19 protein-coding genes are annotated in these 20,807 nt (G+C 63.5%); 4 read left to right on the top strand and 15 right to left on the bottom strand.

All coding sequences use genetic code 11. The features are described from left to right. Position 1 precedes the first annotated feature (1 nt). The 3 genes from kdpB to kdpF are packed head-to-tail and all read right to left on the bottom strand — an operon-like array spanning position 2 to position 3,887. Entirely contained in the window at positions 2-2,107 is a 2,106-nt protein-coding gene (gene kdpB, locus I7X09_RS19445; RefSeq protein WP_095969770.1) for a potassium-transporting ATPase subunit KdpB, read from the bottom strand. Further along, entirely contained in the window at positions 2,104-3,789 is a 1,686-nt protein-coding gene (kdpA, locus tag I7X09_RS19440) for a potassium-transporting ATPase subunit KdpA (RefSeq protein WP_200313313.1), read from the bottom strand. The genes kdpB and kdpA overlap by 4 nt, the downstream gene beginning before the upstream one ends. Next, on the bottom strand, positions 3,789-3,887 hold the full coding sequence (kdpF, locus tag I7X09_RS19435) for a K(+)-transporting ATPase subunit F (RefSeq protein ID WP_007731078.1): 99 nt from the start codon (positions 3,885-3,887) through the stop codon (positions 3,789-3,791). The genes kdpA and kdpF overlap by 1 nt, the downstream gene beginning before the upstream one ends. A gap of 329 nt (positions 3,888-4,216) precedes the next feature. Here kdpF and I7X09_RS19430 point away from each other — a divergent pair, with 329 nt between their 5' ends. Beyond that, entirely contained in the window at positions 4,217-5,635 is a 1,419-nt protein-coding gene (locus I7X09_RS19430) for an amidase (RefSeq protein WP_095969768.1), read from the top strand. A gap of 4 nt (positions 5,636-5,639) precedes the next feature. Beyond that, on the top strand, positions 5,640-6,194 hold the full coding sequence (locus I7X09_RS19425; protein WP_019749017.1) for a TetR/AcrR family transcriptional regulator: 555 nt from the start codon (positions 5,640-5,642) through the stop codon (positions 6,192-6,194). A 49-nt stretch (positions 6,195-6,243) separates the two neighbouring features. Here I7X09_RS19425 and era read toward each other — a convergent pair whose 3' ends face one another. The 5 genes from era to I7X09_RS19400 all read right to left on the bottom strand — a co-directional run bounded on the left by era (position 6,244) and on the right by I7X09_RS19400 (position 10,999). Continuing rightward, a complete protein-coding gene (era, locus tag I7X09_RS19420; RefSeq protein ID WP_003944451.1) occupies positions 6,244-7,161 on the bottom strand; it encodes a GTPase Era in 918 nt (305 codons plus the stop codon). A 24-nt stretch (positions 7,162-7,185) separates the two neighbouring features. Then, on the bottom strand, positions 7,186-8,490 hold the full coding sequence (locus I7X09_RS19415; protein WP_019749019.1) for a hemolysin family protein: 1,305 nt from the start codon (positions 8,488-8,490) through the stop codon (positions 7,186-7,188). 21 nt (positions 8,491-8,511) lie between these two features. After that, positions 8,512-9,054, bottom strand: coding sequence for an rRNA maturation RNase YbeY (gene ybeY / locus I7X09_RS19410; RefSeq protein ID WP_003944525.1), 543 nt, complete (start codon positions 9,052-9,054; stop codon positions 8,512-8,514). 48 nt (positions 9,055-9,102) lie between these two features. After that, entirely contained in the window at positions 9,103-10,191 is a 1,089-nt protein-coding gene (locus I7X09_RS19405) for a PhoH family protein (RefSeq protein ID WP_003944580.1), read from the bottom strand. A gap of 112 nt (positions 10,192-10,303) precedes the next feature. Further along, positions 10,304-10,999, bottom strand: a complete 696-nt coding sequence (locus I7X09_RS19400; protein ID WP_019749021.1) for a TetR/AcrR family transcriptional regulator — start codon at positions 10,997-10,999, stop codon at positions 10,304-10,306. A gap of 128 nt (positions 11,000-11,127) precedes the next feature. On the opposite strand from I7X09_RS19400, the gene I7X09_RS19395 reads away from it, so the two are divergent. Next, the gene (locus tag I7X09_RS19395) at positions 11,128-12,732 is read left to right on the top strand and encodes an MFS transporter (protein ID WP_200313312.1); all 1,605 of its coding nucleotides are present in this window, start codon (positions 11,128-11,130) and stop codon (positions 12,730-12,732) included. Here I7X09_RS19395 and I7X09_RS19390 read toward each other — a convergent pair. From I7X09_RS19390 to hrcA, 5 genes are all read right to left on the bottom strand, one after another. Next, the gene (locus I7X09_RS19390; RefSeq protein ID WP_200313311.1) at positions 12,724-13,500 is read right to left on the bottom strand and encodes an alpha/beta hydrolase family protein; all 777 of its coding nucleotides are present in this window, start codon (positions 13,498-13,500) and stop codon (positions 12,724-12,726) included. The two genes, I7X09_RS19395 and I7X09_RS19390, sit on opposite strands and share 9 nt — an antisense overlap. 14 nt (positions 13,501-13,514) lie before the next feature. Continuing rightward, on the bottom strand, positions 13,515-14,753 hold the full coding sequence (locus tag I7X09_RS19385) for a L,D-transpeptidase (protein ID WP_095969765.1): 1,239 nt from the start codon (positions 14,751-14,753) through the stop codon (positions 13,515-13,517). A gap of 123 nt (positions 14,754-14,876) precedes the next feature. Beyond that, complete coding sequence (locus I7X09_RS19380) at positions 14,877-15,638, bottom strand: 16S rRNA (uracil(1498)-N(3))-methyltransferase (RefSeq protein WP_095969764.1); 762 nt, start codon at positions 15,636-15,638, stop codon at positions 14,877-14,879. Between the two features lie 2 nt (positions 15,639-15,640). Beyond that, entirely contained in the window at positions 15,641-16,792 is a 1,152-nt protein-coding gene (gene dnaJ / locus I7X09_RS19375; protein WP_003944460.1) for a molecular chaperone DnaJ, read from the bottom strand. A gap of 80 nt (positions 16,793-16,872) precedes the next feature. Further along, the gene (hrcA, locus tag I7X09_RS19370) at positions 16,873-17,916 is read right to left on the bottom strand and encodes a heat-inducible transcriptional repressor HrcA (RefSeq protein WP_003944583.1); all 1,044 of its coding nucleotides are present in this window, start codon (positions 17,914-17,916) and stop codon (positions 16,873-16,875) included. Between the two features lie 157 nt (positions 17,917-18,073). On the opposite strand from hrcA, the gene I7X09_RS19365 reads away from it, so the two are divergent. Further along, the gene (locus tag I7X09_RS19365; RefSeq protein WP_003944521.1) at positions 18,074-18,397 is read left to right on the top strand and encodes a type II toxin-antitoxin system VapB family antitoxin; all 324 of its coding nucleotides are present in this window, start codon (positions 18,074-18,076) and stop codon (positions 18,395-18,397) included. A gap of 26 nt (positions 18,398-18,423) precedes the next feature. Here the strand turns inward: I7X09_RS19365 and I7X09_RS19360 are convergent, their stop codons facing one another. Both I7X09_RS19360 and hemW read right to left on the bottom strand, forming a co-directional pair. Then, a complete protein-coding gene (locus I7X09_RS19360; protein ID WP_166811462.1) occupies positions 18,424-19,044 on the bottom strand; it encodes a CG0192-related protein in 621 nt (206 codons plus the stop codon). A 35-nt stretch (positions 19,045-19,079) separates the two neighbouring features. Next, positions 19,080-20,306: a radical SAM family heme chaperone HemW gene (gene hemW / locus I7X09_RS19355; RefSeq protein ID WP_200313310.1), complete on the bottom strand. Its 1,227-nt coding sequence runs from the start codon at positions 20,304-20,306 to the stop codon at positions 19,080-19,082. Positions 20,307-20,807: the final 501 nt, after the last annotated feature.

The raw sequence follows: 20,807 nt of genomic DNA, 5'->3' as shown, positions 1-20,807 counted from the left end.
GTCACCCAATTCCAGGAATCAAACGTACGACGAGATCGATCAACCAGATACCGACGAACGGCGTGATCACACCGCCGAGACCGTAGACGAGCAGGTTACGTCCGAGCAACTGCGATGCCGTCGACGGTCGGTATCGAACACCCTTGAGTGCCAACGGAATCAAACCGATGATCACCAAGGCGTTGAAGATCACGGCCGAGACGATCGCCGATTCGGGGGTGGCGAGCCGCATGATGTTCAACGCGTCCAGCTGCGGGTAGATGCCGCTGAACAATGCCGGCAGGATTGCGAAATACTTCGCCAGGTCGTTCGCCAACGAGAATGTGGTCAACGCGCCGCGGGTGATCAGCAATTGCTTGCCGATTTCCACCACCTCGATCAGCTTGGTGGGATCGGAATCGAGATCGACCATGTTCCCGGCCTCTTTGGCTGCCGAGGTTCCCGTGTTCATCGCGACCCCGACATCCGCCTGGGCAAGGGCGGGAGCATCATTGGTCCCGTCACCGGTCATCGCGACGAGACGTCCGCCTTCCTGCTCCTTCCGGATCAGGGCCAGTTTGTCTTCCGGGGTGGCTTCCGCCATGAAGTCGTCGACGCCCGCCTCGTCGGCAATCGCCTTCGCGGTCAACGGATTGTCGCCGGTGATCATGATCGTGCGAATACCCATCGCCCGGAGTTCGGCGAATCTGTCAGCCATTCCCGGCTTGACGACGTCGGACAACGCGATCACGCCGAGTATCGAAGTGCTCTCACCGTTCTTGACGGCAACTACCAGTGGTGTTCCGCCGGCTTGCGCGATGTCGTTCACGGTGTCGGTCACCGCGGTCTCTGCGTGTCCACCGCCACTGACGACCCAGTTCATCACCGCATCTGCTGCACCCTTTCGGATGTGGCGTCCGGAGTGGTCGAGTCCGCTCATCCGCGTTTGTGCCGTGAAGGGAACGAACTCGGCGCGTTCCTCGTCCAGCGTCGGCTCGGCAGCGAGACCGAACTCCGCTGCGCACAACTCGACGATGCTCCGTCCCTCGGGAGTTCCGTCGGCCAGGCTCGACAAGCGTGCTGCCGCAGCGAGGTCGTCGGCGGTTACACCTGGCGCCGGATGGAGCGCGGTCGCCCGACGGTTACCGAAGGTGATGGTTCCGGTCTTGTCCATCAGCAGGGTGTCGATGTCGCCCGCAGCTTCCACGGCACGCCCCGACATCGCGAGAACGTTGCGCTGGACGAGCCGGTCCATCCCCGCGATACCGATCGCCGAGAGCAGCGCTCCGATGGTCGTCGGGATCAGGCAGACGAGGAGTGCGATCAGCTTGATCGGATCCTGTTCGTGCCCTGCGTACAAGCCCATCGGGCCGATGGCAACGACGGCGAGGAGGAAGATGACGGTCAACGACGCGAGCAGGATGTTGAGCGCAATCTCGTTGGGTGTCTTCTGACGCGAAGCACCCTCGACGAGCGCGATCATCCGGTCCACGAACGAACTGCCCGGTGCCGCGGTGATCTCCACGACGATGCGGTCGGAGAGAACCGTCGTACCACCGGTGACGGCACAGCGGTCGCCACCGGATTCACGGACTACCGGTGCCGATTCACCGGTGATCGCCGATTCGTCCACGGAGGCAATACCTTCGACCACGTCGCCGTCGCCGGGGATGACCTCGCCCGCAACCACGATCACCCGGTCCCCGACCACCAGTTCGGTGCCGGACACCGATTCGATCGCACCACTCATGGTGATCCGATGTGCGGTGGTGTCCTGCTTGACCTTTCGCAAGCTGGCCGCCTGGGCCTTGCCTCGCCCTTCGGCCACGGATTCGGCGAGGTTCGCGAAGATCACCGTGAACCAGAGCCACAGGGTGATCACCCAGGAGAACACCGAGGGATCGGCGATCGCCATGACGGTGGTGATGACGGAACCGACGAACACCACGAACATGACCGGGTTACGCGCCAAGTGGCGTGGGTCGAGTTTGCGTACGGCCCCCGGCAACGCGGTGATCATCTGCCGCGGGTTGAATACGCCTGCGTGTACTTGACGGGACTGCCCTGGATCAACCTTGTCGGCAGCGTCTTGCGCTACCACGGGTTTCTCACTGATACGCACGGTCATTGAAGAGCCTCCGCTAGCGGGCCCAGCGCGAGGGCCGGGAAGAATGTAAGTGCAGCAACAAGAACGACGGTGCCGGTCAACAAGCCGGTGAACATCGGACCGGATGTGGGGAGGGTGCCCGCCGTCGGCGCCACCTTCTTCTGCGAGGCCAGGGCACCGGCCAGAGCGAGAACGAAGATGATGGGCAGGAATCGGCCCAGAAGCATGCAGATTCCGAGGGACGACTGGAACCAGTCGCTGGTGACAGTCAGACCGCCGAACGCGCTGCCGTTGTTGTTCGAGGCGGAAGCGAAGGCGTAGAGCACCTCACTGAACCCGTGGATCGATCCCGGCGTGCCCGGATCTCCCCCGTTGCCTTGATAACCGGTGGTCGATCCGAGGATCACGGTGATGGCGGTACCGATCAGGACAAGTGCGGGCATGACCAGAATCGACAGTGCTGCAAGGGTGATCTCGCGTCGACCCAACTTCTTGCCGAGGTATTCGGGGGTGCGACCGACCAACAGTCCGCCGACGAACACCGCGATCAGTGCGAGCACAAGAATCCCGTAGAGGCCGGTTCCGACTCCACCCGGCGCGATTTCGCCGAGCAACATGTTGAGCAGGACCGCGCCTCCGCCGAGGGGCGACATGCTGTCGTGGGCAGAGTTCACCGCACCCGTCGACGTTCCCGTGGTCGCCACCGCGAACAATGCCGATCCGGGGATTCCGAAGCGAACTTCCTTGCCCTCCATCATCGAACCAGCTGCTGTGGCGGCAACACCGCGTGCGCCGGATTCGGCAGCGAGCGTCACCGCGAGCAGTCCGCTCCACAGGATTCCCATCACTGCCAGCAGGGTGAGGCCTTGCCTACGATCCCCGACGAGAGTTCCGAATGTCCGGGTGAGGCAGACCGGAATCAACAGGATCGCCAGAATCTCGACGATATTGCTCAGCGGGGTGGGGTTCTCGAACGGGTGCGCCGAGTTGGCAGCCAAGATCCCGCCACCGTTGGTGCCGAGTTCCTTGATCGCTTCCTGGGACGCGACGGGAGCTAGTGCATTGGTCACCGCATTGCCGTCGAGGCCGGTGGAGGCGAAACTGCTGTGGAACGACTGGATCACTCCCTGGCTCAACAGGATCAGGGCGATCACGAAGGAGAACGGGAGAAGGATGCGCAGAGAACCACGCGTCAGATCGACCCAGAAGTTGCCGATCTCACCGCCCCTGGCCACTCGAATGAAACCACGTACCAAGGCGATTGCCACTGCCATGCCGACTGCGGCCGAGACGAAGTTCTGCACCGCCAGACCGACGGGCTGAACGAAGTTGCTCATCGTCGTTTCCGGCGTGTACGACTGCCAGTTGGTGTTCGCCACAAAGGAAATCGCGGTGTTGAAGGCAACGGCTGGGCTGACGCCGGACAGTCCGTCATTCAGCGGCAGTACTCCCTGAATCCGTTGCAGGAAGTACAGGAACAATGCGCTCGCCAACGAGAATCCGAGAACGCTCGCGGCGTAGCCGTACCACGTCTGCTCGGCCCGCGAGTCGATCCGACCGACGCGGTAGATCACACTCTCGACCCGCAGATCTCGCGTCGACGAGTAAACACGTGCCATGTAGTCGCCCACCGGAACGTAGGCGATTGCCAGAACGACGAGGACAAAGACAATCTGCAGGCCGGCTGCGAGAGCGGGCGACATCAGAACCTCTCAGGATCTACGAGTGCAACGAGCAGATAAATGACCAATGCCGCGGCGACGGCGATCAGAACCACGCTGACCACACCGGCAACCGTCATTTGGGAGCGCTCGCCTGTAGGGCGCGCAGTACCAGCGCGCACACGAGAAAACCGCCGAGAATCAGAGCAACGTAGGCCAGATCGGCCATGAGCTTCCCTCTTCGAAATCTTTTGCCGTGCTGCTGTGCATCGCAGCCATGACGCTCGGTCGCCCTCGACCGGATGCGCTCTCTCAGCTTCGACCTCCAGAGAGGCTGATTCCGCGTCTCTGACGATCCACTTACGCACTGACCTGGCGTCTTGACGCGATCTTGACGCGAAACCGAAGTTCGCTAATACTGAAACAAGTTACTGTTCGTTCGAACGAACAGTTTTGCGAAGGGAACCTGATGACTTCTCGAACCGACCACGATCTCGCCCCCGGTCTCGTCGACCAGGTTGCGAGTCTGGCCTCGGGTGCTACCTCGTCCGTCGCGGCCACCGAGGCAACGCTGAGCCGCATCGAGGCCACTCAGCCTCACCTCAACGCGTTCAAGATCGTGCGGCGCGAGAAGGCGCTGGAGGAAGCTGCCGAGGCCGACAGACGTCTCGCACTCGGCGAGCGCCTACCGCTTCTCGGCGTGCCGATCGCAGTGAAGGACGACGTCGACATCACCGGCGAACCCACCGCCTTCGGTTGCCCGGGCGATTTCCCGGCCAAGACCGAGGACTCGGAGATGATTCGACGCCTCCGCGACGCCGGCGCAGTGATCGTGGGCAAGACCAACAGCCCGGAACTGGGCCAGTGGCCGCTCACGAGCGGTTCGGCCTTCGGCTACACGCGCAATCCGTGGTCGCGTCACCACACTCCCGGCGGATCGTCGGGCGGCACCGCCGCGGCAGTCGCTGCCGGATTGGTCAGCGCCGGAATCGGTTCCGACGGAGCCGGTTCCATCCGGATTCCCGCGGCCTGGACCAACCTCGTCGGAATCAAACCGCAGCGCGGGCGCATCTCCACCTGGCCCGACGCCGAAGCGTTCTACGGCCTGACGGTCAACGGCCCGCTCGCTCGCACCGTCGCCGATGCGGCACTGCTGCTCGACGTCGCTGCCGGCAACCACGACGGCGATCTCCACAAACCGGCACCGGTTACCGTCAGCGACGCAGTGGGACGCGACCCCGGAAAGCTGAAAATCGCTCTTTCCCTTCGTAATCCGTTCACCGCCACTCCCGTGAAGCTGGACCCGGAAGTGCGCCTGGCTGTTCATTCGATCGCCGACACGCTGCGCGGACTCGGACACCATGTCGTCGTCGACGATCCCGCCTACGGCCTGATCTTCGGCCTGAACTTTCTGCCCCGCTCACTCGTCGGGGTCCACGACTGGCTCGGACGCGTTCCCGATCCGACACTGGTCGACGCCCGAACGCGCGGAAATGCACACAGCGGCAAGCTACTTCGCGGCGCACCTCTGCGCGCGGCCCGTGCCGCCGAACCGCGGATGCGAAAGCGGATCGGAGCGATCTTCGACACCTACGACGTCGTCCTGGCACCCACGACGGCAACTCCACCGATCATGGCGACCGCGATCGACGGCATCGGTGGTTGGGACACCGACAAGGTCATGACCGGAGCCTGCCCGTACGCGTGGCCGTGGAACGTCCTCGGCTGGCCCTCGGTCAACGTACCCGCCGGATTCAGCACGGCCGGCCTGCCCATCGGTGCGCAGTTGATGGGCAACGAAAACACCGAACCGCTGTTGGTCTCGCTCGCGTCACAATTGGAATCGGTCCTGCGTTGGGATCAGGTTCGCCCCGAGCCGTGGTGGTGATTCGATGAGTAACCGGGACGTTCGCGAGCGAATACTCGACGCCGTTCTGCACGTCGTCGGTACCGACGGCATCCCTGGTGTGAGCAACCGGCGCATCGCCGCGCAGGCCGGCGTCTCACTCGGATCGATCACGTATCACTTCGCCAGCCAGTCGGACATGCTTCGGGCTGCGCTGTCTCGTTTCGTGACCGACGAGACGACGCGCCTGCGTGCCTTGGCCGAGGAGTACCGCGACAAAGGTCTGAGCGTCGAGGACGCTGCGGCGATCGCCGAGAAGGTGACGCGAGACCTGTCGTTCTCCGCCGAGCGGATCGCACCGTTCGAGATGTACATCGCAGCCGGCCGGGACCACGAACTTCATGAGGTGGCGGTGGAATGCTTTGCCGCCTACGACGATCTGACCGTCACGATCCTGACGGCACTCGGCGTACCGGATCCGGAGTCGATTGCATCGACGCTTGTCGCCGTCATCACCGGACTCCAACTCCGACGCCTCGCTACGGGCGTCGACGAGCAGGACATCGGCGCGGCGATTCTCAGGGTCCTCCGGCCCCTGTGAGTGGTTAGGCAGTCCCTGGACTCCTTAACCGCTCACGGGGCCGGAGGCCCTAGAAGCCCAGGCGTCCGAGCTGCTTCGGGTCCCGCTGCCAGTCCTTGGCGACCTTGACGTGCAACTCCAGGAAGATCCGCACCCCGAGCAGCTTCTCGATCTGCAGCCGAGCGCTGGTGCCGACTTCCCGCAGACGCGCTCCGCCCTTACCGATGACGATGCCCTTCTGACTGGGCCGCTCGACGTAGAGCAACGCATGGACGTCGAGCATCTCGCCCTGCTTCTCGGTGCGTCCCTCGCGGGGGATGACCTCCTCGATCACCACGGCCAAGGAGTGCGGCAACTCTTCGCCGAGACCCTCGAGCGCAGCCTCACGGATGAGCTCGGCCATGAGCACCTCTTCGGGCTCGTCCGTCAGTTCGCCGTCCGGGTAGAAGGCGGGGCCCTCGTCCATCAGGCCGGCGAGGACGTCGACCAGTATCTCCACCTGTTCACCCGACTTCGCGGAGACCGGGACGACCTCGGATTCGGGGCCGAGCAGGGTGGACAGCGCGAGCAACTGCTTGCCGACGGCGTCGCGGCTGACCTTGTCGATCTTGGTGACGATGCCGACCAGCTTGGTCTTGGGCGCCATCTGACGGACCTGCTGCACGATCCAGCGGTCGCCGGGCCCGATGGCCTCGTCGGCGGGGATGCACAGGCAGATGACGTCGACCTCGGAGTAGGTGTCACGCACCAGGTCGTTGAGGCGCTGCCCGAGCAGTGTGCGCGGCTTGTGCAGTCCTGGGGTGTCCACCAGGATCAGCTGCGCATGCTCGCGGTGGACGATGCCGCGAATCGTGTGGCGCGTCGTCTGCGGGCGCGAGGACGTGATCGCAATCTTGCTGCCGACCAACGCGTTGGTCAGCGTGGACTTACCCGTATTGGGTCGACCCACGAAACACACGAAGCCTGACCGGAATTCGTTCTTGCTCATAACTGCTCCTCGCTGAACACTCGCTCAGTCATCGGTGTCTTCTGTCTCTTCGTCTTCGGACCGCGGGATGCGCTGCACGAACACCGTGCTGATGCGTACTCGTCCTCGGCCCGTATTGGTTCCCTCGCCGCGCAGGATCAAACCGTCGTACTCCACTTCGGAACCGGGAAGTGGAACTCGGCCGAGTACGTATCCGATCAGCCCGCCGACGGTTTCGACCTCGTCGAGTTCGAGTTCGAGATCGAACAATTCACCGAGGTCTTCGATGGGAAGCCGAGCGGATACGCGGAACATTCCGTCCCCGAGGTCCTCGATGGGCGGAGTCTCGTCCTCGTCGTACTCGTCGGCGATCTCACCGACGATCTCCTCGATGACGTCCTCGATCGTGACCAGCCCGGCGATTCCGCCGTACTCGTCGACGAGGATCGCCATGTGGTTGCGGTCGCGCTGCATCTCGGCCAGCAAGCTGTCGAGCGGCTTCGAGTCGGGAACGAACACCGCGGGCCGCATGACGTCGCAGACGTTGACGTTCCGGCCGCCGTCGGGCAGGTGGTAGGTCTGCTTGACCAGATCCTTGAGGTAGACGACTCCGAGCACGTCGTCGACGTTCTCCCCGATGACCGGCAAGCGAGAGTGACCACTGCGCACTGCCAACGACGTTGCCTGCCCGGCATTCTTGTCGTTCTCGATCCACACCATGTCGGTGCGGGGCACCATCACCTCGCGTGCCGACGTGTCTCCGAGTTCGAAGACCGACTGGATCATTCGGCGTTCTTCGTCGGCGACGACGCCGCGTTCCTGCGCCATGTCCACGAGTTCACGCAACTCGATTTCCGAAGCGAACGGACCGTTACGGAAGCCCTTACCCGGGGTCAATGCGTTACCCACGAGGATCAGGACGCGACTGATCGGCCCGAGCAGAACACCGATCCACAGCAGGGGCAACGACGCGGCCATCGCGATGGAGTACGCATGTTGGCGCCCAAGTGTTCTCGGTCCGACACCGATGACCACGTACGAGACGAGAACCATGATCACCGCGGTGACGGTCAGCGCCCAGCCCAGCGAGAGGATGTCGATCAGGCCGCCCACGAGTACGACGGTGGCCGTGATTTCGCACAGAATGCGAAGCAGGACCATCAGATTCACGTATCGCGGACGATCGGTCAGGATGCGTTGCACTCGCGCGGCACCGGCTCGCTCTTCCTTGGCCATCTCGTCGATGCGCGCCGACGAGATGGTGTTGAGCGCCGAGTCGACGGCCGCGAAGACACCACCGACCGGGACAAGAGCAATCGCCAGAACAAAGAGCGCTATGGCGCTACTCACTACAGAACCCCCGGATGACTGTTATCGGTCCACTCCGTCGACGAAACCGGTTTTGCCGAGCAGCTTCTGATCGCGTTCGGCCAGTGCTGCTTCGCGGTCGATACGGCGAAGGTCTTCGTACCACTCTTCGAGGAGGCTGTTCTGCAAGCCGAACATCTCCTTCTCCTCTTCCGGCTCCGCGTGGTCGTAGCCGAGGAGGTGCAACACACCGTGAACGGTCAGCAATGCCAGTTCGTGAGCCAGTGAATGCCCGGCCTTGTCGGCCTGATCGGCAGCAAAAGACGGACACAACACGATGTCACCGAGCATCGACGGTCCAGGCTCGGGGGAATCAGGACGTCCACCAGGCTCGAGTTCGTCCATCGGGAACGACATCACGTCGGTCGGGCCCGGCAGGTCCATCCAGCGAACATGCAGATCCGCCATCGTCGCGGAGTCGACGAGAACCATCGACAGCTCGGCCGCCGGATGGACATCCATCCGAGCGATCACGAAACGGGCAACGCTGATCAACTCCGGTTCGGAGATGTCCATGCCCGATTCGTTCGAGACCTCGATGCTCATGTGCGACGCTCTTTCCTGGGAAAAGTAGGGGTTGATGCGTCGATCAGCCTACCGCCGCGGTGAATGAGCATGTGCAGCGCGGCGCTGCGCCCGGTTTCCGACCGCCAACTCGCCGGACCGATCCGATTCGTGACGCTCGTAAGCGTCGACGATGTGGGAGACCAGCCGATGACGTACGACGTCGCTGCTGTCGAGGGTGGCGAAATGAATATCGTCGATCCCGGTGAGGATTTCGGACGCCGCACGCAGACCCGAACGGGCCCCGCCCGGCAGATCGACCTGGGTCACGTCTCCGGTGACCACGATCTTGGAACCGAACCCGAGGCGGGTCAGGAACATCTTCATCTGCTCGGCCGTGGTGTTCTGCGCTTCGTCCAAGATGATGAAGGCGTCGTTGAGCGTCCGTCCACGCATGTAGGCGAGCGGAGCGACCTCGATGACTCCGGCCTGCATCAGCTTCGGGATCGCTTCGGGATCCATCATGTCGTGCAATGCGTCGTGCAGCGGGCGCAGGTACGGATCGATCTTCTCGTGCAGCGTGCCGGGCAGAAAGCCCAGTCGCTCGCCGGCCTCGACGGCCGGCCTGGTCAGGATGATCCGAGAGACCTGCTTGGCCTGCAACGCCTGAACGGCCTTGGCCATGGCGAGGTAGGTCTTGCCGGTACCGGCCGGGCCGACTCCGAACACGATTGTGTTCTCGTCGATGGCGTCGACATAGCGTTTCTGGTTGAGGGTCTTGGGCCGAATCGTCTTGCCCCGACGCGAAAGAATGTCGAGGGAGAGCACCTCGGCCGGAGACTCGCCGACCTCGTTGGTGAGCATGCCGATGGTTCGTCGAACAGCGTCCGGTGCGATGGGTTGCCCCCGACCGGCCAGCGACGCCAATTCACTGAACACACGTTCTGCCAGCGCAACGTCTGCAGCCGTCCCCGACAGGGAGATGGTTCCGCCACGTACATGAATGTCGGCACGAAGCTCACGTTCGATCGCGGTGAGATTCTCGTCCGTCGCCCCCAGGATTTGACGCACGGTCTCCGGCGCCAGATCCATACTCGAACGGACGGTGCGCTCTGCGGGCAGAGCGCGCTCGGTGATGGTGGTTACACGGTTCCCGTCGAGTTCACTGTGTTCACTCACGTGGTGAATATGGCCTGCTTTCTGGTCCGATCAGCCCACTCGACTCGTGAGCCTCGATACTTCGAAGTCTAGCGCCAGAGTCGGACACGGCCCACTTGTTAATCGTCGCGGCTCAATCCTCGCGGCGACCGGACGGCAGCGATTCTCGGATCCATTCCGACGCCTCGGCGACGATCTCGGCACTTCTGTCCGGACTGATACCCGCGATGACCAGGCACACGGCGGCAAAGGATTCGCCGGAGTCCGTGATGAGCCCACTGTTGGCCTGATCGAACAAAGTGATCGTGATCGCCTCGGTCATCGCTACCAGAGTCTCGGCCGGCAGGTATGTCGAGAAGGTTCCGTCACGCTGACCGCGCTCGACGACGCTGATACTCACGGCGCGCGCGGGCTCCATCAAATCGAGAATCCGCTGCTCCCCCAACTCTTTGCGAGCAAAGCTGAGCAGCATCCGGAATCGATCGCCGACCGGCCATGACAGCAATGCCAGTACGGCGGTCGCCAGATCCGGGCGCTCGGGCGGCTCACCGGCTTGGCTCAGCGCAGCAACAAGATCGGTCGACGCCTCGTCCACGATGCCGTTGATCAGCGCCTCACGGCTGTCGAAATGCGCGTACACGGTTCGCCTGACCACACCAGCGGCCTTCGCGACGTCGTCCATGCTCGCATCCGGGTCAGCAGCGAACGCCGTGATCGCCGCCTCGATGATGCGATTGCGATTCGCCGCGGCCTGACTACGACGCTGCCGTCCGCCCGATTCGGCAGTTCCCGAAACGACTGTGCCCGAGTGCGTCAACGCGCGTTCCACCTCTTTCGACTGCCCAACTGTGATCTAGATCAATCATAGTTGCACATCGGTGTGCAAGTTATTAACTTACACATCAGTGTGCAAATAGATCGAGGAGTCTCTTCGATCATCAGGAACGGAGTCGCGTCATGACGACACTCATCAGCAAACCTGTCTCGGATATGGACCAGCCGTACTCACGACGATGGGCCGCGCTCGGGGTGTTGTGCCTGAGTCTGCTGATCGTCGTGATGGCGAATACCGCGCTGATCGTCGCGGCACCGGACATGACCAGAGACCTCGGCCTCACCAGCACGCAACTTCAATGGGTCATCGACGGTTACACCGTTCCCTACGCCGCACTGATGCTGCTGTTCGGCGTGATCGGTGACAAGTACAGCCGCCGCGGAGCACTTCTCGCCGGACTCGCAGTGTTCGCCGGCGGCGCCGTCTTCGGCAGTATCGCGGACACCACCAACGCCGTCATCGCGGCACGAATGATCATGGGCGTCGGCGCCGCGATCATCATGCCCGCGACACTCTCGCTTCTGGTCGCCACCTTTCCCAAAGCGGAGCGATCACGAGCCATCGCGGCGTGGGCGGCGACGTCGGGCTTGGCGATCGCACTCGGCCCGCTGTTGGCCGGATGGATTCTCGACAGCCATTCCTGGAGCATCACTTTCCTGATCAACGTCCCGATCGCCGCAGTCGCTGCCGTCGCCGCCGTAATCCTGGTACCGCCGAGCAAGGCGGAGCACCTGGGCCGGATCGACTGGATCGGCGGCGCACTCTCGGTGGTCACCATCGGCTCGCTCGTGTACTCGATCATCAACGGATTCCACTTCGGGTGGACCGGCGGGCCCATCGGCGCCGCCGCACTCGCTGCGATCGGTCTCGTCTCGTTCGTCGTCTGGGAACTGCGTCACCCGCAACCACTGCTCGACGTCCGTAAGCTCGGCCAGCGCATGGTCGGCGGCGCGACGCTCGCCGTACTTCTGCTGTTCCTGGCCGCGTTCGGTGCCATCTACTTCATCTCACAGCAGTTCCAGTTCATCCTCGGCTACGGCGCACTCGAAACCGGTGTTCGTCTGCTGCCCTTGGCAATTGCCGTTTCGATCGGCGCCGTGGTCAGTGGCCGGATCACTCCGCTGATCGGCGTCCGGGCATCCATCGTCGGCGGCATGGTCGTCGCCGCGGTCGGTGTTCTGATTCTCACGCAGGTAGACGGCGATTCGGGCTACTGGATGTTCGCCGTCCCACTGATCCTGCTCGGCCTGGGCATCGGCTTGAGTGAACCGCCGGCCACCGACGCCATCATGGACAACTTCTCCGAGGACGATCTCGGCGCCGCCGGTGGCCTCAACGACACCGCCATCGAACTGGGCGGCTCGCTGGGAATCGCGATCCTGGGCTCCATCCTCGCTGCGAGCTACAAGGATTCGATCGCAGGCTTCATAGGCGGCATGCAGGTTCCGCAGTTGACAGGTGAGCTGGCGCAACAGGCTGCGTACGCGATGGAGGTGTCGGGAGAATCCGTCGGCGGCGCTTCGTTGGTCGCCGAAGAGATGGCAGCCAATCCCTTGGCGGCAGCTCAGGCAGGGCCGTTGCTCGATGCGGCCGGCAGTGCGTACGCCGACGCGATTTCGGCGGCCAGTTGGGCGGGCGGTCTTGCACTGTTCGTGGGGGCAGTTGTCGTGGCGTTCATCCTGCCGGGCAAGAAGGCCCCGGTGCAGCAAGGCCCTGTGTCAGTCTGACGTGCCCGGCGCGAGCGGGTCTTCGGCGAGAACCAACTCGCGGGAGACCCGCCATGACTCGGTCGAGGGTGAGAGAAATGCGTCGTGTCCTTCGCCCTCGATCACACGCAGTGCCACGGGATCACCAGCCGCTTCCGCGGCTTTCGCGTATCGGGAGCTCACCTTGGCCGGCACCTGCAGATCCAACGCACCCGTGACGCAGACAACGGGGACGCCGATCGGCAGTCGATGCTGTGGCGAAGCACCGCGATACAGATCCGGGTCCGCGTCGAACGGAACGCCGAACAGATCCTCGATGAAACTGATCCGTCGTCCACGCTCGCCTGCCGACGCCAGATCGAGTGCGGCAGCCTGGGCGATGACCCGTTCAGGTCTGGTGAACGTGTCCTTCTCCCCCGCCAGCCACACTGCAAGATGTCCGCCGGCCGAATGCCCGAGCAGGCGAATCTGATTCAGATCCAATTCGGCCGAGGACTTCGCGGCCACCAGTCCGGGGATCTCGTCGTACGCCGTTTTCACGTCGGCGGACATCTCCGGCCAACCACCGCCCGCTCCGAGGCGGCGGTATTCGATGTTCCACACCGCGACACCGTGCCGCGCGAGTTCGACGGCAAATGCGGTGCCCAGAGTCGATCCGTACTGCCCGCTCCAGAAACCGCCGTGGATCTGCATGACGATCGGGATCGGGCCGTCAGCGACTCCGTCGGGAACGTAGAGATGCCCGAACTGCTGCTCGTGTCGGCCGTACGGAATCTTGAATCGAGGCACCGAGGAAATCTATCTCAGGCGAGGGCGCTGCCTGCGGCCCAGTCTGCCCACGAGAGGGTCCAGTCGCCGTTCTGCCACACCTCCAGCGGAGCGCCGCCGGTGTTCTTGATCTCGACGACATCTCCCGGCTGCGAGAAATCGAAGAACCATTTGGCGTTGGCCGCACTCAGATTGAGGCAACCGTGCGAGGTGTCGGTGTTTCCCTGCGCCCAGACGGTGCTCTCCAACTCGTGAAGATAGATACCGTCCGTACTGATGCGGGTGGCCCAGTTGATGGATTCCTTGTAGCCCAGGCGCGAGTTGATCGGCAGACCGTAGGTCGACGAATCCATGATGACGGGATTGGCCTTGTCCATCACGGTGTACGTCCCGGGCTGGGTCCAGAAGGAGAGCGTCGTGCCGCCGATCGTTTCGGTGCCGCCCATTCCCATCGAGGTCGGCATTTCCTTGATCACCTGACCGTTTTCGTAGACGGTCACCATCTTGGTGTTGTCGTCGGCGACAGAGACGTGGGAATCGCCGATCTTGAAGGACACGGTGTCGTCCTGCTGGCCGTACAGTCCGTTGCCGAGCTGCTTGCCGTAGATGTTCGCGTTCACCGAGACCGTCGTGCCTGGTGCGTAGTAGTTCTGCGGTCGCCAGTGAACGTTCTGACCGTCGACCCAGTACCACGATCCCTGTACGGGCGGATTGGTGGTGACCAGCAGAGACTTCTCGGCCGCGGCCTTGTCACCGATCAACTCGTCGAAATGTACGGCGACGACGGTGCCGACACCGTACGTGCCACCGTCCGAAATCGAGGCGCCACCGGTGGTGTTGATGTACGCGCGGGTCTGATTACTCGGCGCGACGGTGGTCAGCGTCGTGTTCTTGGTCGTGGCAACACCATTCGCGTCGACGGCGTCGACGACCAACTTGTAGGTCTTGCCGTACCCGAGTGGCTCGCTCGGCTTCCAGGACGTCTTGTCCGGCGTCGTGATACCGGCGACTTCCTTACCTTCGGGATTGGTCAGCGCGACGGTCGTCAGTGTTCCCTTCGCGACCTGGACCTCGATGGGGTCGAGTGGACTCACCGGGGTTCCGCCGTCCGCCGGCGTGACGGTGACGAGAGCCTCGCTGGTCGGTGTAGTGGTGACGGCACTGCTGGAGGAACCCGGATTGTCTCCCGTGGAGACTGTGCACCCCGCGACGAGCATCATCGCCGCCACGGCACACACCGCTCCAACGATTCGCATATGCGCACGTGACAACATCTGGCCTCCTGAAATCCCCGAACCAACTCACGCCGAAGGCGACCCCCGACGTCCTTACGATAGTGCGCAAATCTGACACTTCGCTGAGCGCCGGATCCGATTCAGCCCGGGATCACAGCACGATCAGTGCAGTGGCCGTGGTCCCCAGCGATCGGTCAGCACTCCGATCGCGCCCAGAGCAACAGCCCCGGCGGTCGACGTGCGCAGGACCGTCGGGCCGAGAAGCACCGGAGTGGCCCCGGCCTCCGACAACGCACTGATCTCCGAATCGTCCAGCCCACCTTCGGGACCGACAACCAGAAATACCTCGTCTGCGCTCGCCAGCGGCAAGCCGGCCAACGGCGTCGTCGCCGATTCGTGAAGCACCGCAACCACAGCGCCGCGGGTAACGGCGTCGCGAACCAACGCGATCACCGCCGGCGTCTTGTGCAGTTCCGCAATCTCCGGAACGAACGCGCGTCTGGACTGCTTTGCCGCAGACACCGCCGCACTTCGCCAGCGAGCGACGCCCTTGGCGAGCTTCGGGCCTTCCCATTTGGCGACACAACGCAGGGACTGCCACGGAATCACGGCGTCGATCCCCGCCTCGGTGGCAAGTTCGACAGCCAACTCGGAGCGCTCGGCCTTGGGAAGTGCCTGAACCAGGGTCACCAACGGCTTGGGCTGCTCGAGAACCTGAACGTCACTGACCAACAGCTCCAGGCGATCCTTGCCGACACTCGTCACCTCGGCGTCGGCCACCCGGCCACGACCGTCGGCCAACACCAGTCGCTCGCCGACACCGATCCGGCGGACAGTGGCCGCGTGGCGACCCTCCTGCCCGTCCAGAACTGCGATTTCACCGACGCCGGGAACCGGGTCGAGAAAGAAGACCGTTGCGGCCACCGTCAGCGGCCGCTGAATGCTTCGCGAAGACGCGAGAACAGTCCACCGCTGTTCTGCGAGGCCGTCGAGACAACCTCGGCCTCGTCACGATCGCGGAGCAGCTTGAATTCCTTGAGCAGCTTGGACTGCTTGTGATCGAGACGGCTCGGGATGACCACCTCGAGGTGAGCGTGCACGTCGCCGCGCACTCCCGACCGCAGTTTCGGCATGCCATGACCGCGAAGAACAGCTACGTGCCCGGGCTGGGTGCCTGGCTCGATGGTGATTTCCTTGGGGCCGTCGATGATGGTGTCGACGGTGACGGTGGTACCGAGTGCTGCGTCGACCATGGGAACGCGGATGGTGCAGTGCAGGTCTTCACCGTCTCGAACGAAGACGTCGTGCTGCTGCTCGACGATCTCGACGTAGAGGTCGCCGGGGTGTCCGCCGCCGGGGCCGACTTCACCCTGCGCAGTCAAACGGATGCGCATGCCACCGGCGACGCCCGCCGGGACCTTCACCGTGATGTCGCGCTTGGCCCGAACTCGGCCGTCGCCGCCACACTTGTGGCAGGGATCCGGGATGGTCTCACCGGCACCGCGGCACGTCGGGCAGGGACGCGAAGTCATGACCTGGCCGAGGAAAGAGCGCTGGATGGACTGAACTTCGCCGGCACCGTTGCAGGTCTCACAGCGGACAGGCTTGGAGTCGCCGTTGGTTCCGGCGCCGGTGCAGCTGTCGCACAGAATGGCCGTCTCGACGGTCACGTGCTTGCTGACTCCCGTCGCACATTCTGCGAGGGTCAGCTTGGTGCGAAGCAACGAGTCGGCGCCGGGCTGAACACGACCGCGCGGGCCACGACCTGCACCGCCACCGCCGCCGAAGAATGCTTCGAAGACGTCGCCGAGGCCACCGCCACCGAATCCGCCGCCGAAGCCACCACCGCCGCCGCCACCGGACTCGAGTGGGTCTCCGCCGAGATCGACGATGCGACGCTTCTCCGGGTCGGTCAGGACCTCGTAGGCCGTCGAGATCTCCTTGAACTTGGCCTGCGCCGCCTCGTCAGGGTTGACGTCCGGGTGCAGTTCGCGTGCCAGCTTGCGGTAAGCGCGCTTGAGCTCCTGGTCTGTCGCGTTCTTGTCGACGCCGAGCAATCCGTAGTAATCCCGTGCCACGTTGAGTCTCTCGTCCTTCTCTTACTTCTAGGTTTTCCTCAGTCCTCGCGAGGAGGCGTGCCGACGAATGTCGACGTCCGTCATCGCTCGGAGAGAACTTCGCCGATGTATCTGGCAACGGCGGCAACCGATGCAATTGTTCCCGGATAGTCCATCCGAGTGGGTCCGAGCACACCGACACCACCGAAAACGGTACCGGCCGCGCCGTAGCCAGTCGAAATCACGGAGGTTCCGCGCATCTGTTCGACCTGCGTCTCTTCACCGATCTGAACGGTGACCGTGCCGGAATTCTGCGTCGCAGCGAGCAGTTTGAGGACCACTACCTGCTCTTCCAGTGCTTCGAGCACTGCGCGCAGTGAACCGGGGAAGCCGGCCAGACCGGAGAAATCGGCGGCGTTGCGCGTGAGGTTGGAGGTCCCGCCCAGGACGAGGCGATCTTCCGGATGTTCGACCAGGGTCTCGACGAGAACCGTTGCCGACCGGATCACGGCGTCGCGTAGGTCGGCCGGTGACTCGTCGGCCAGTTCCGCGACGGCAATCGACGCGGCGGCCAGGCGCTTGCCTTCCAGGGCACCGCCGAGAAGCGTGCGCAACCGGGAAAGGTCTTCGTCTTCGAGGACGTCACCGAGCTCGACGATTCGCTGATCGACGCGGCCGGAATCGGTGATGAGAACGAGGAGCAGACGCGCGGGCGTCAGCGCGACCACCTCGAGGTGCCGAACCGACGACGCGGACAACGACGGGTACTGGACGACGGCGACCTGACGGGTCAGTTGCGCCAGCAGTCGCACACCGCGACGCAGAACGTCGTCGAGGTCGACCCCCGACTCCAAGAACTCCAGAATCGCTCGACGCTCCGGCCCGGACATGGGCTTGACGTCGGCGATGCGATCGACGAATTCGCGGTATCCCTTGTCGGTGGGGACGCGCCCGGAACTGGTGTGAGGTTGGGCGATGTAGCCCTCGGCCTCGAGGAATGCCATGTCGTTGCGCACCGTGGCGCTCGACACTCCGAGGTTGTGACGCTCGACCAGGGCCTTGGATCCCACCGGGTCCTGGGTGGAGACGTAATCGGCCACGATTGCACGTAAGACCTCGAAACGCCTGTCGTCGGTACTCGACATCGTTGCCACCTCCGTTTCCTGAACAGAACGAACACCGACATTTACACATCGGTTCCCACTGGCAGTCTAATCGCCCGAGCGCCAGAGACGGCTGTTGCCCTTACTGTGGAGTGAGATCGGCGAAAGGTCGATCGCACAACCATGGACAAGGCGGCACATGATCTTCAAAGGCGTGATGGACGGCAAACCGTATCCCGATCACGGACTGTCTCTACGCGACTGGTCGAAGTTCCCTCCACGTCAGGTTCGACTCGACGAGATCGTGACCACCACGAAGGTCCTCGAACTCGATCGCCTGCTGTCGGAGGACTCGACCTTCTACGGCGATCTGTTCCCTCACGCAGTGCAGTGGCGCGGCACTCTCTACCTCGAAGACGGCCTGCACCGAGCGGTTCGTTCGGCCCTGCGAAACCGCGTCGTGCTGCACGCGCGTGTCTTCGACTTCGACGCGATGCCCGGTGTCATCGAGGGCGTCCGCTGACGCTCACGCGGCTCAGGCGCCGAGACTCAACCGACGAACGCGAGCAATGCGGGATTCGTCTGCCCCGGCCAGGTTCCGGTGAGCGTCGCCGAGCCTGACACTCGGTCTGCGTCGATCACTCTCACCACGGTCAATTCCAGATCTCCCGCGCTGACGATCGTGTCGGTGCCGACTGTCGAGCAGGTCACGGATTCGACTGCCGGTACCGACGCGCCGGCCGTACCGCTGCCTACTACGTGAGCCGTCACCGGGATGTGATCGGCGGTGTCCGCGAAAACCAGATCGACTCCGGCCCCACCGGTCAGAATCGCGGTTGCCACCGCGCTCACGTAGACCGGATCGCAGCACGCGTCGTACACCCACCGCTCGCCGAGTACCGAATGATCCATGGTCGCGATCAGCGCATTCTCCGCCCCGTCCAGCGGAGCGCCACGATACGTGAGCGGGACCTGAAGAAATCGTCCGTCGGCCGAGCGCATCAGGTGCGTCTCGATTCCGACCTCACCGTCCGGGTCGTCGAAACGATAGGCGTCGACGCGTTCGAGCGACGAACAGTCGACCGACCCGATCCATGGCTGCTTGGGCACCCACGCTCGGAGCAGGTCGTTCTTGGACGGATTCAACTGCGCACGATGAATGATGGCCACCGCGGTAACGCTACGCGGCGAAGGATGGAGGCGCGTCAGGTCAGGATCGTGCGGATCACCGCATCGGCAAGTAGACGACCACGGTCGGTGAGAACCACGTGATCGTTCTCGATCACGGCCAACCCGTCGACTACCACCTGTTCGGCCGAAAGTCGTTCGGATGCAGACAGTTCCGACAACGGAAGTCCCGTACGCAACCGTGCGGTCAACATGACGCGCTCCATGTGTTCGTCCTCGGGGGTCAGTTCTTCACTGCCGCCGACGGGAAGTTCACCGAGGGCCAACTGTTCCGCGTACCGCGCCGGGTGCTTGACGTTCCACCACCGCACTCCGCCGACGTGACTGTGCGCGCCCGGACCGGCGCCCCACCAGTCACCGCCGTCCCAGTAGCCGAGGTTGTGACGGCAGCGGGTGTCACCGGAGTCCGCGGTTTCCGCCTTTGCCCAGTTGGAGACCTCGTACCACTGCAAGCCTGCCTCGGACAGGCGTGAATCGATTCGTTCGTATCGCGAGGCCAGCACGTCGTCGTCCGGGGCGGGCAATTCGCCGCGCCGAACTTTTCGAGCCATGGCGGTGCCGTCCTCGACGATCAGCGCATAGGCCGAGACGTGGTCGACGTCGGCCGAGAGAACCGCATCGAGCGAGGCGTCCAGATCTTGGTCGCGCTCCCCCGGCGTTCCGTAGATCAAATCCAAGTTCACGTGCGAAAAACCAGCTGCACGAGCCTCTTTCGCGGCCGCAACGGCGCGGCCGGGAGTGTGCGTGCGGTCGAGGATCTTCAGAACGTGCTGGGCGGCAGACTGCATACCGAGGGAAATCCGAGTGAATCCGGCACTGCGGAGAGCACCGAAGAATTCCGGCGACGTCGATTCGGGGTTCGATTCCGTCGTCACTTCGGCGCCGGACGCCAGGCCGAAGCTGCTCCGCACCGCCGACAGCACGTCCGACAACCCGTCGCCGCCGAGCAGCGACGGCGTTCCACCGCCCACGAACACTGTCTCCGCTGCCGGGGCGCCCGTCATCTCGGCCGCGAGATCGAGTTCGTGTCGCAAGCCCTCCAACCACGACTGCGGCGACGCCGAGCTTCCGAGCTCACCGGCTGTGTAGGTGTTGAAATCGCAGTACCCACACCTGGTGGCACAGAACGGGACGTGGATGTAGATCCCGAACGGCCGTTTCCCGACACCCTCGAGCGATCGCGCGGGCAAGGCGAAGGGCGTCGCCTCGCTCTGTCGAGTGGGAGTCGTGCTGGTGGCATTCACGCCTCCAGTGTCCCAGCATCCGGAACGCACACCTATTCAGCCTGCGATGCAGGTCGGCGCGTGGCCTGAACTCGATATTTCCCCCGTTTTTCGTGGAAATATACGCCCGAGTCGGAATTATCGAGTTGACGTGGCACAATGGTCCGCATGACCGGACTCGGAGTGCGACTTGTGGCGCGTCGCCATGTCGACTTCAAGCGTGTGTGCAGCTCGTCGTGTCTGCACCTGTGTAGCTGTTGATCTTTCACTGATCTTCCAGCCTTTCCCGCTCATCTCCATCTGCTTCGCCAAAACACTCTCTGCAGAGACATGCCTTTTCAGGGACATGCCTTTTCAGGGACGCAGCTTCTCCAGCTGTTCGTTTTAGTGAGCACACCTGCCGGCCGCGAGCTTTCCGAGACCGAGGACAGCCCCCTCGATTTCCGACACGGACCGGTGCGTCCCGATCAGACACCGCCACAGTTCGTCGAAAGTGCGTGCCGCGTGCCGATCAACCGCCCA

The sequence above is a fragment of the Rhodococcus sp. P-2 genome, from assembly GCF_016598535.1.
Lineage (GTDB): Bacteria > Actinomycetota > Actinomycetes > Mycobacteriales > Mycobacteriaceae > Rhodococcus_F > Rhodococcus_F baikonurensis.
This window is presented reverse-complemented; position numbering and strand designations above follow the sequence as displayed.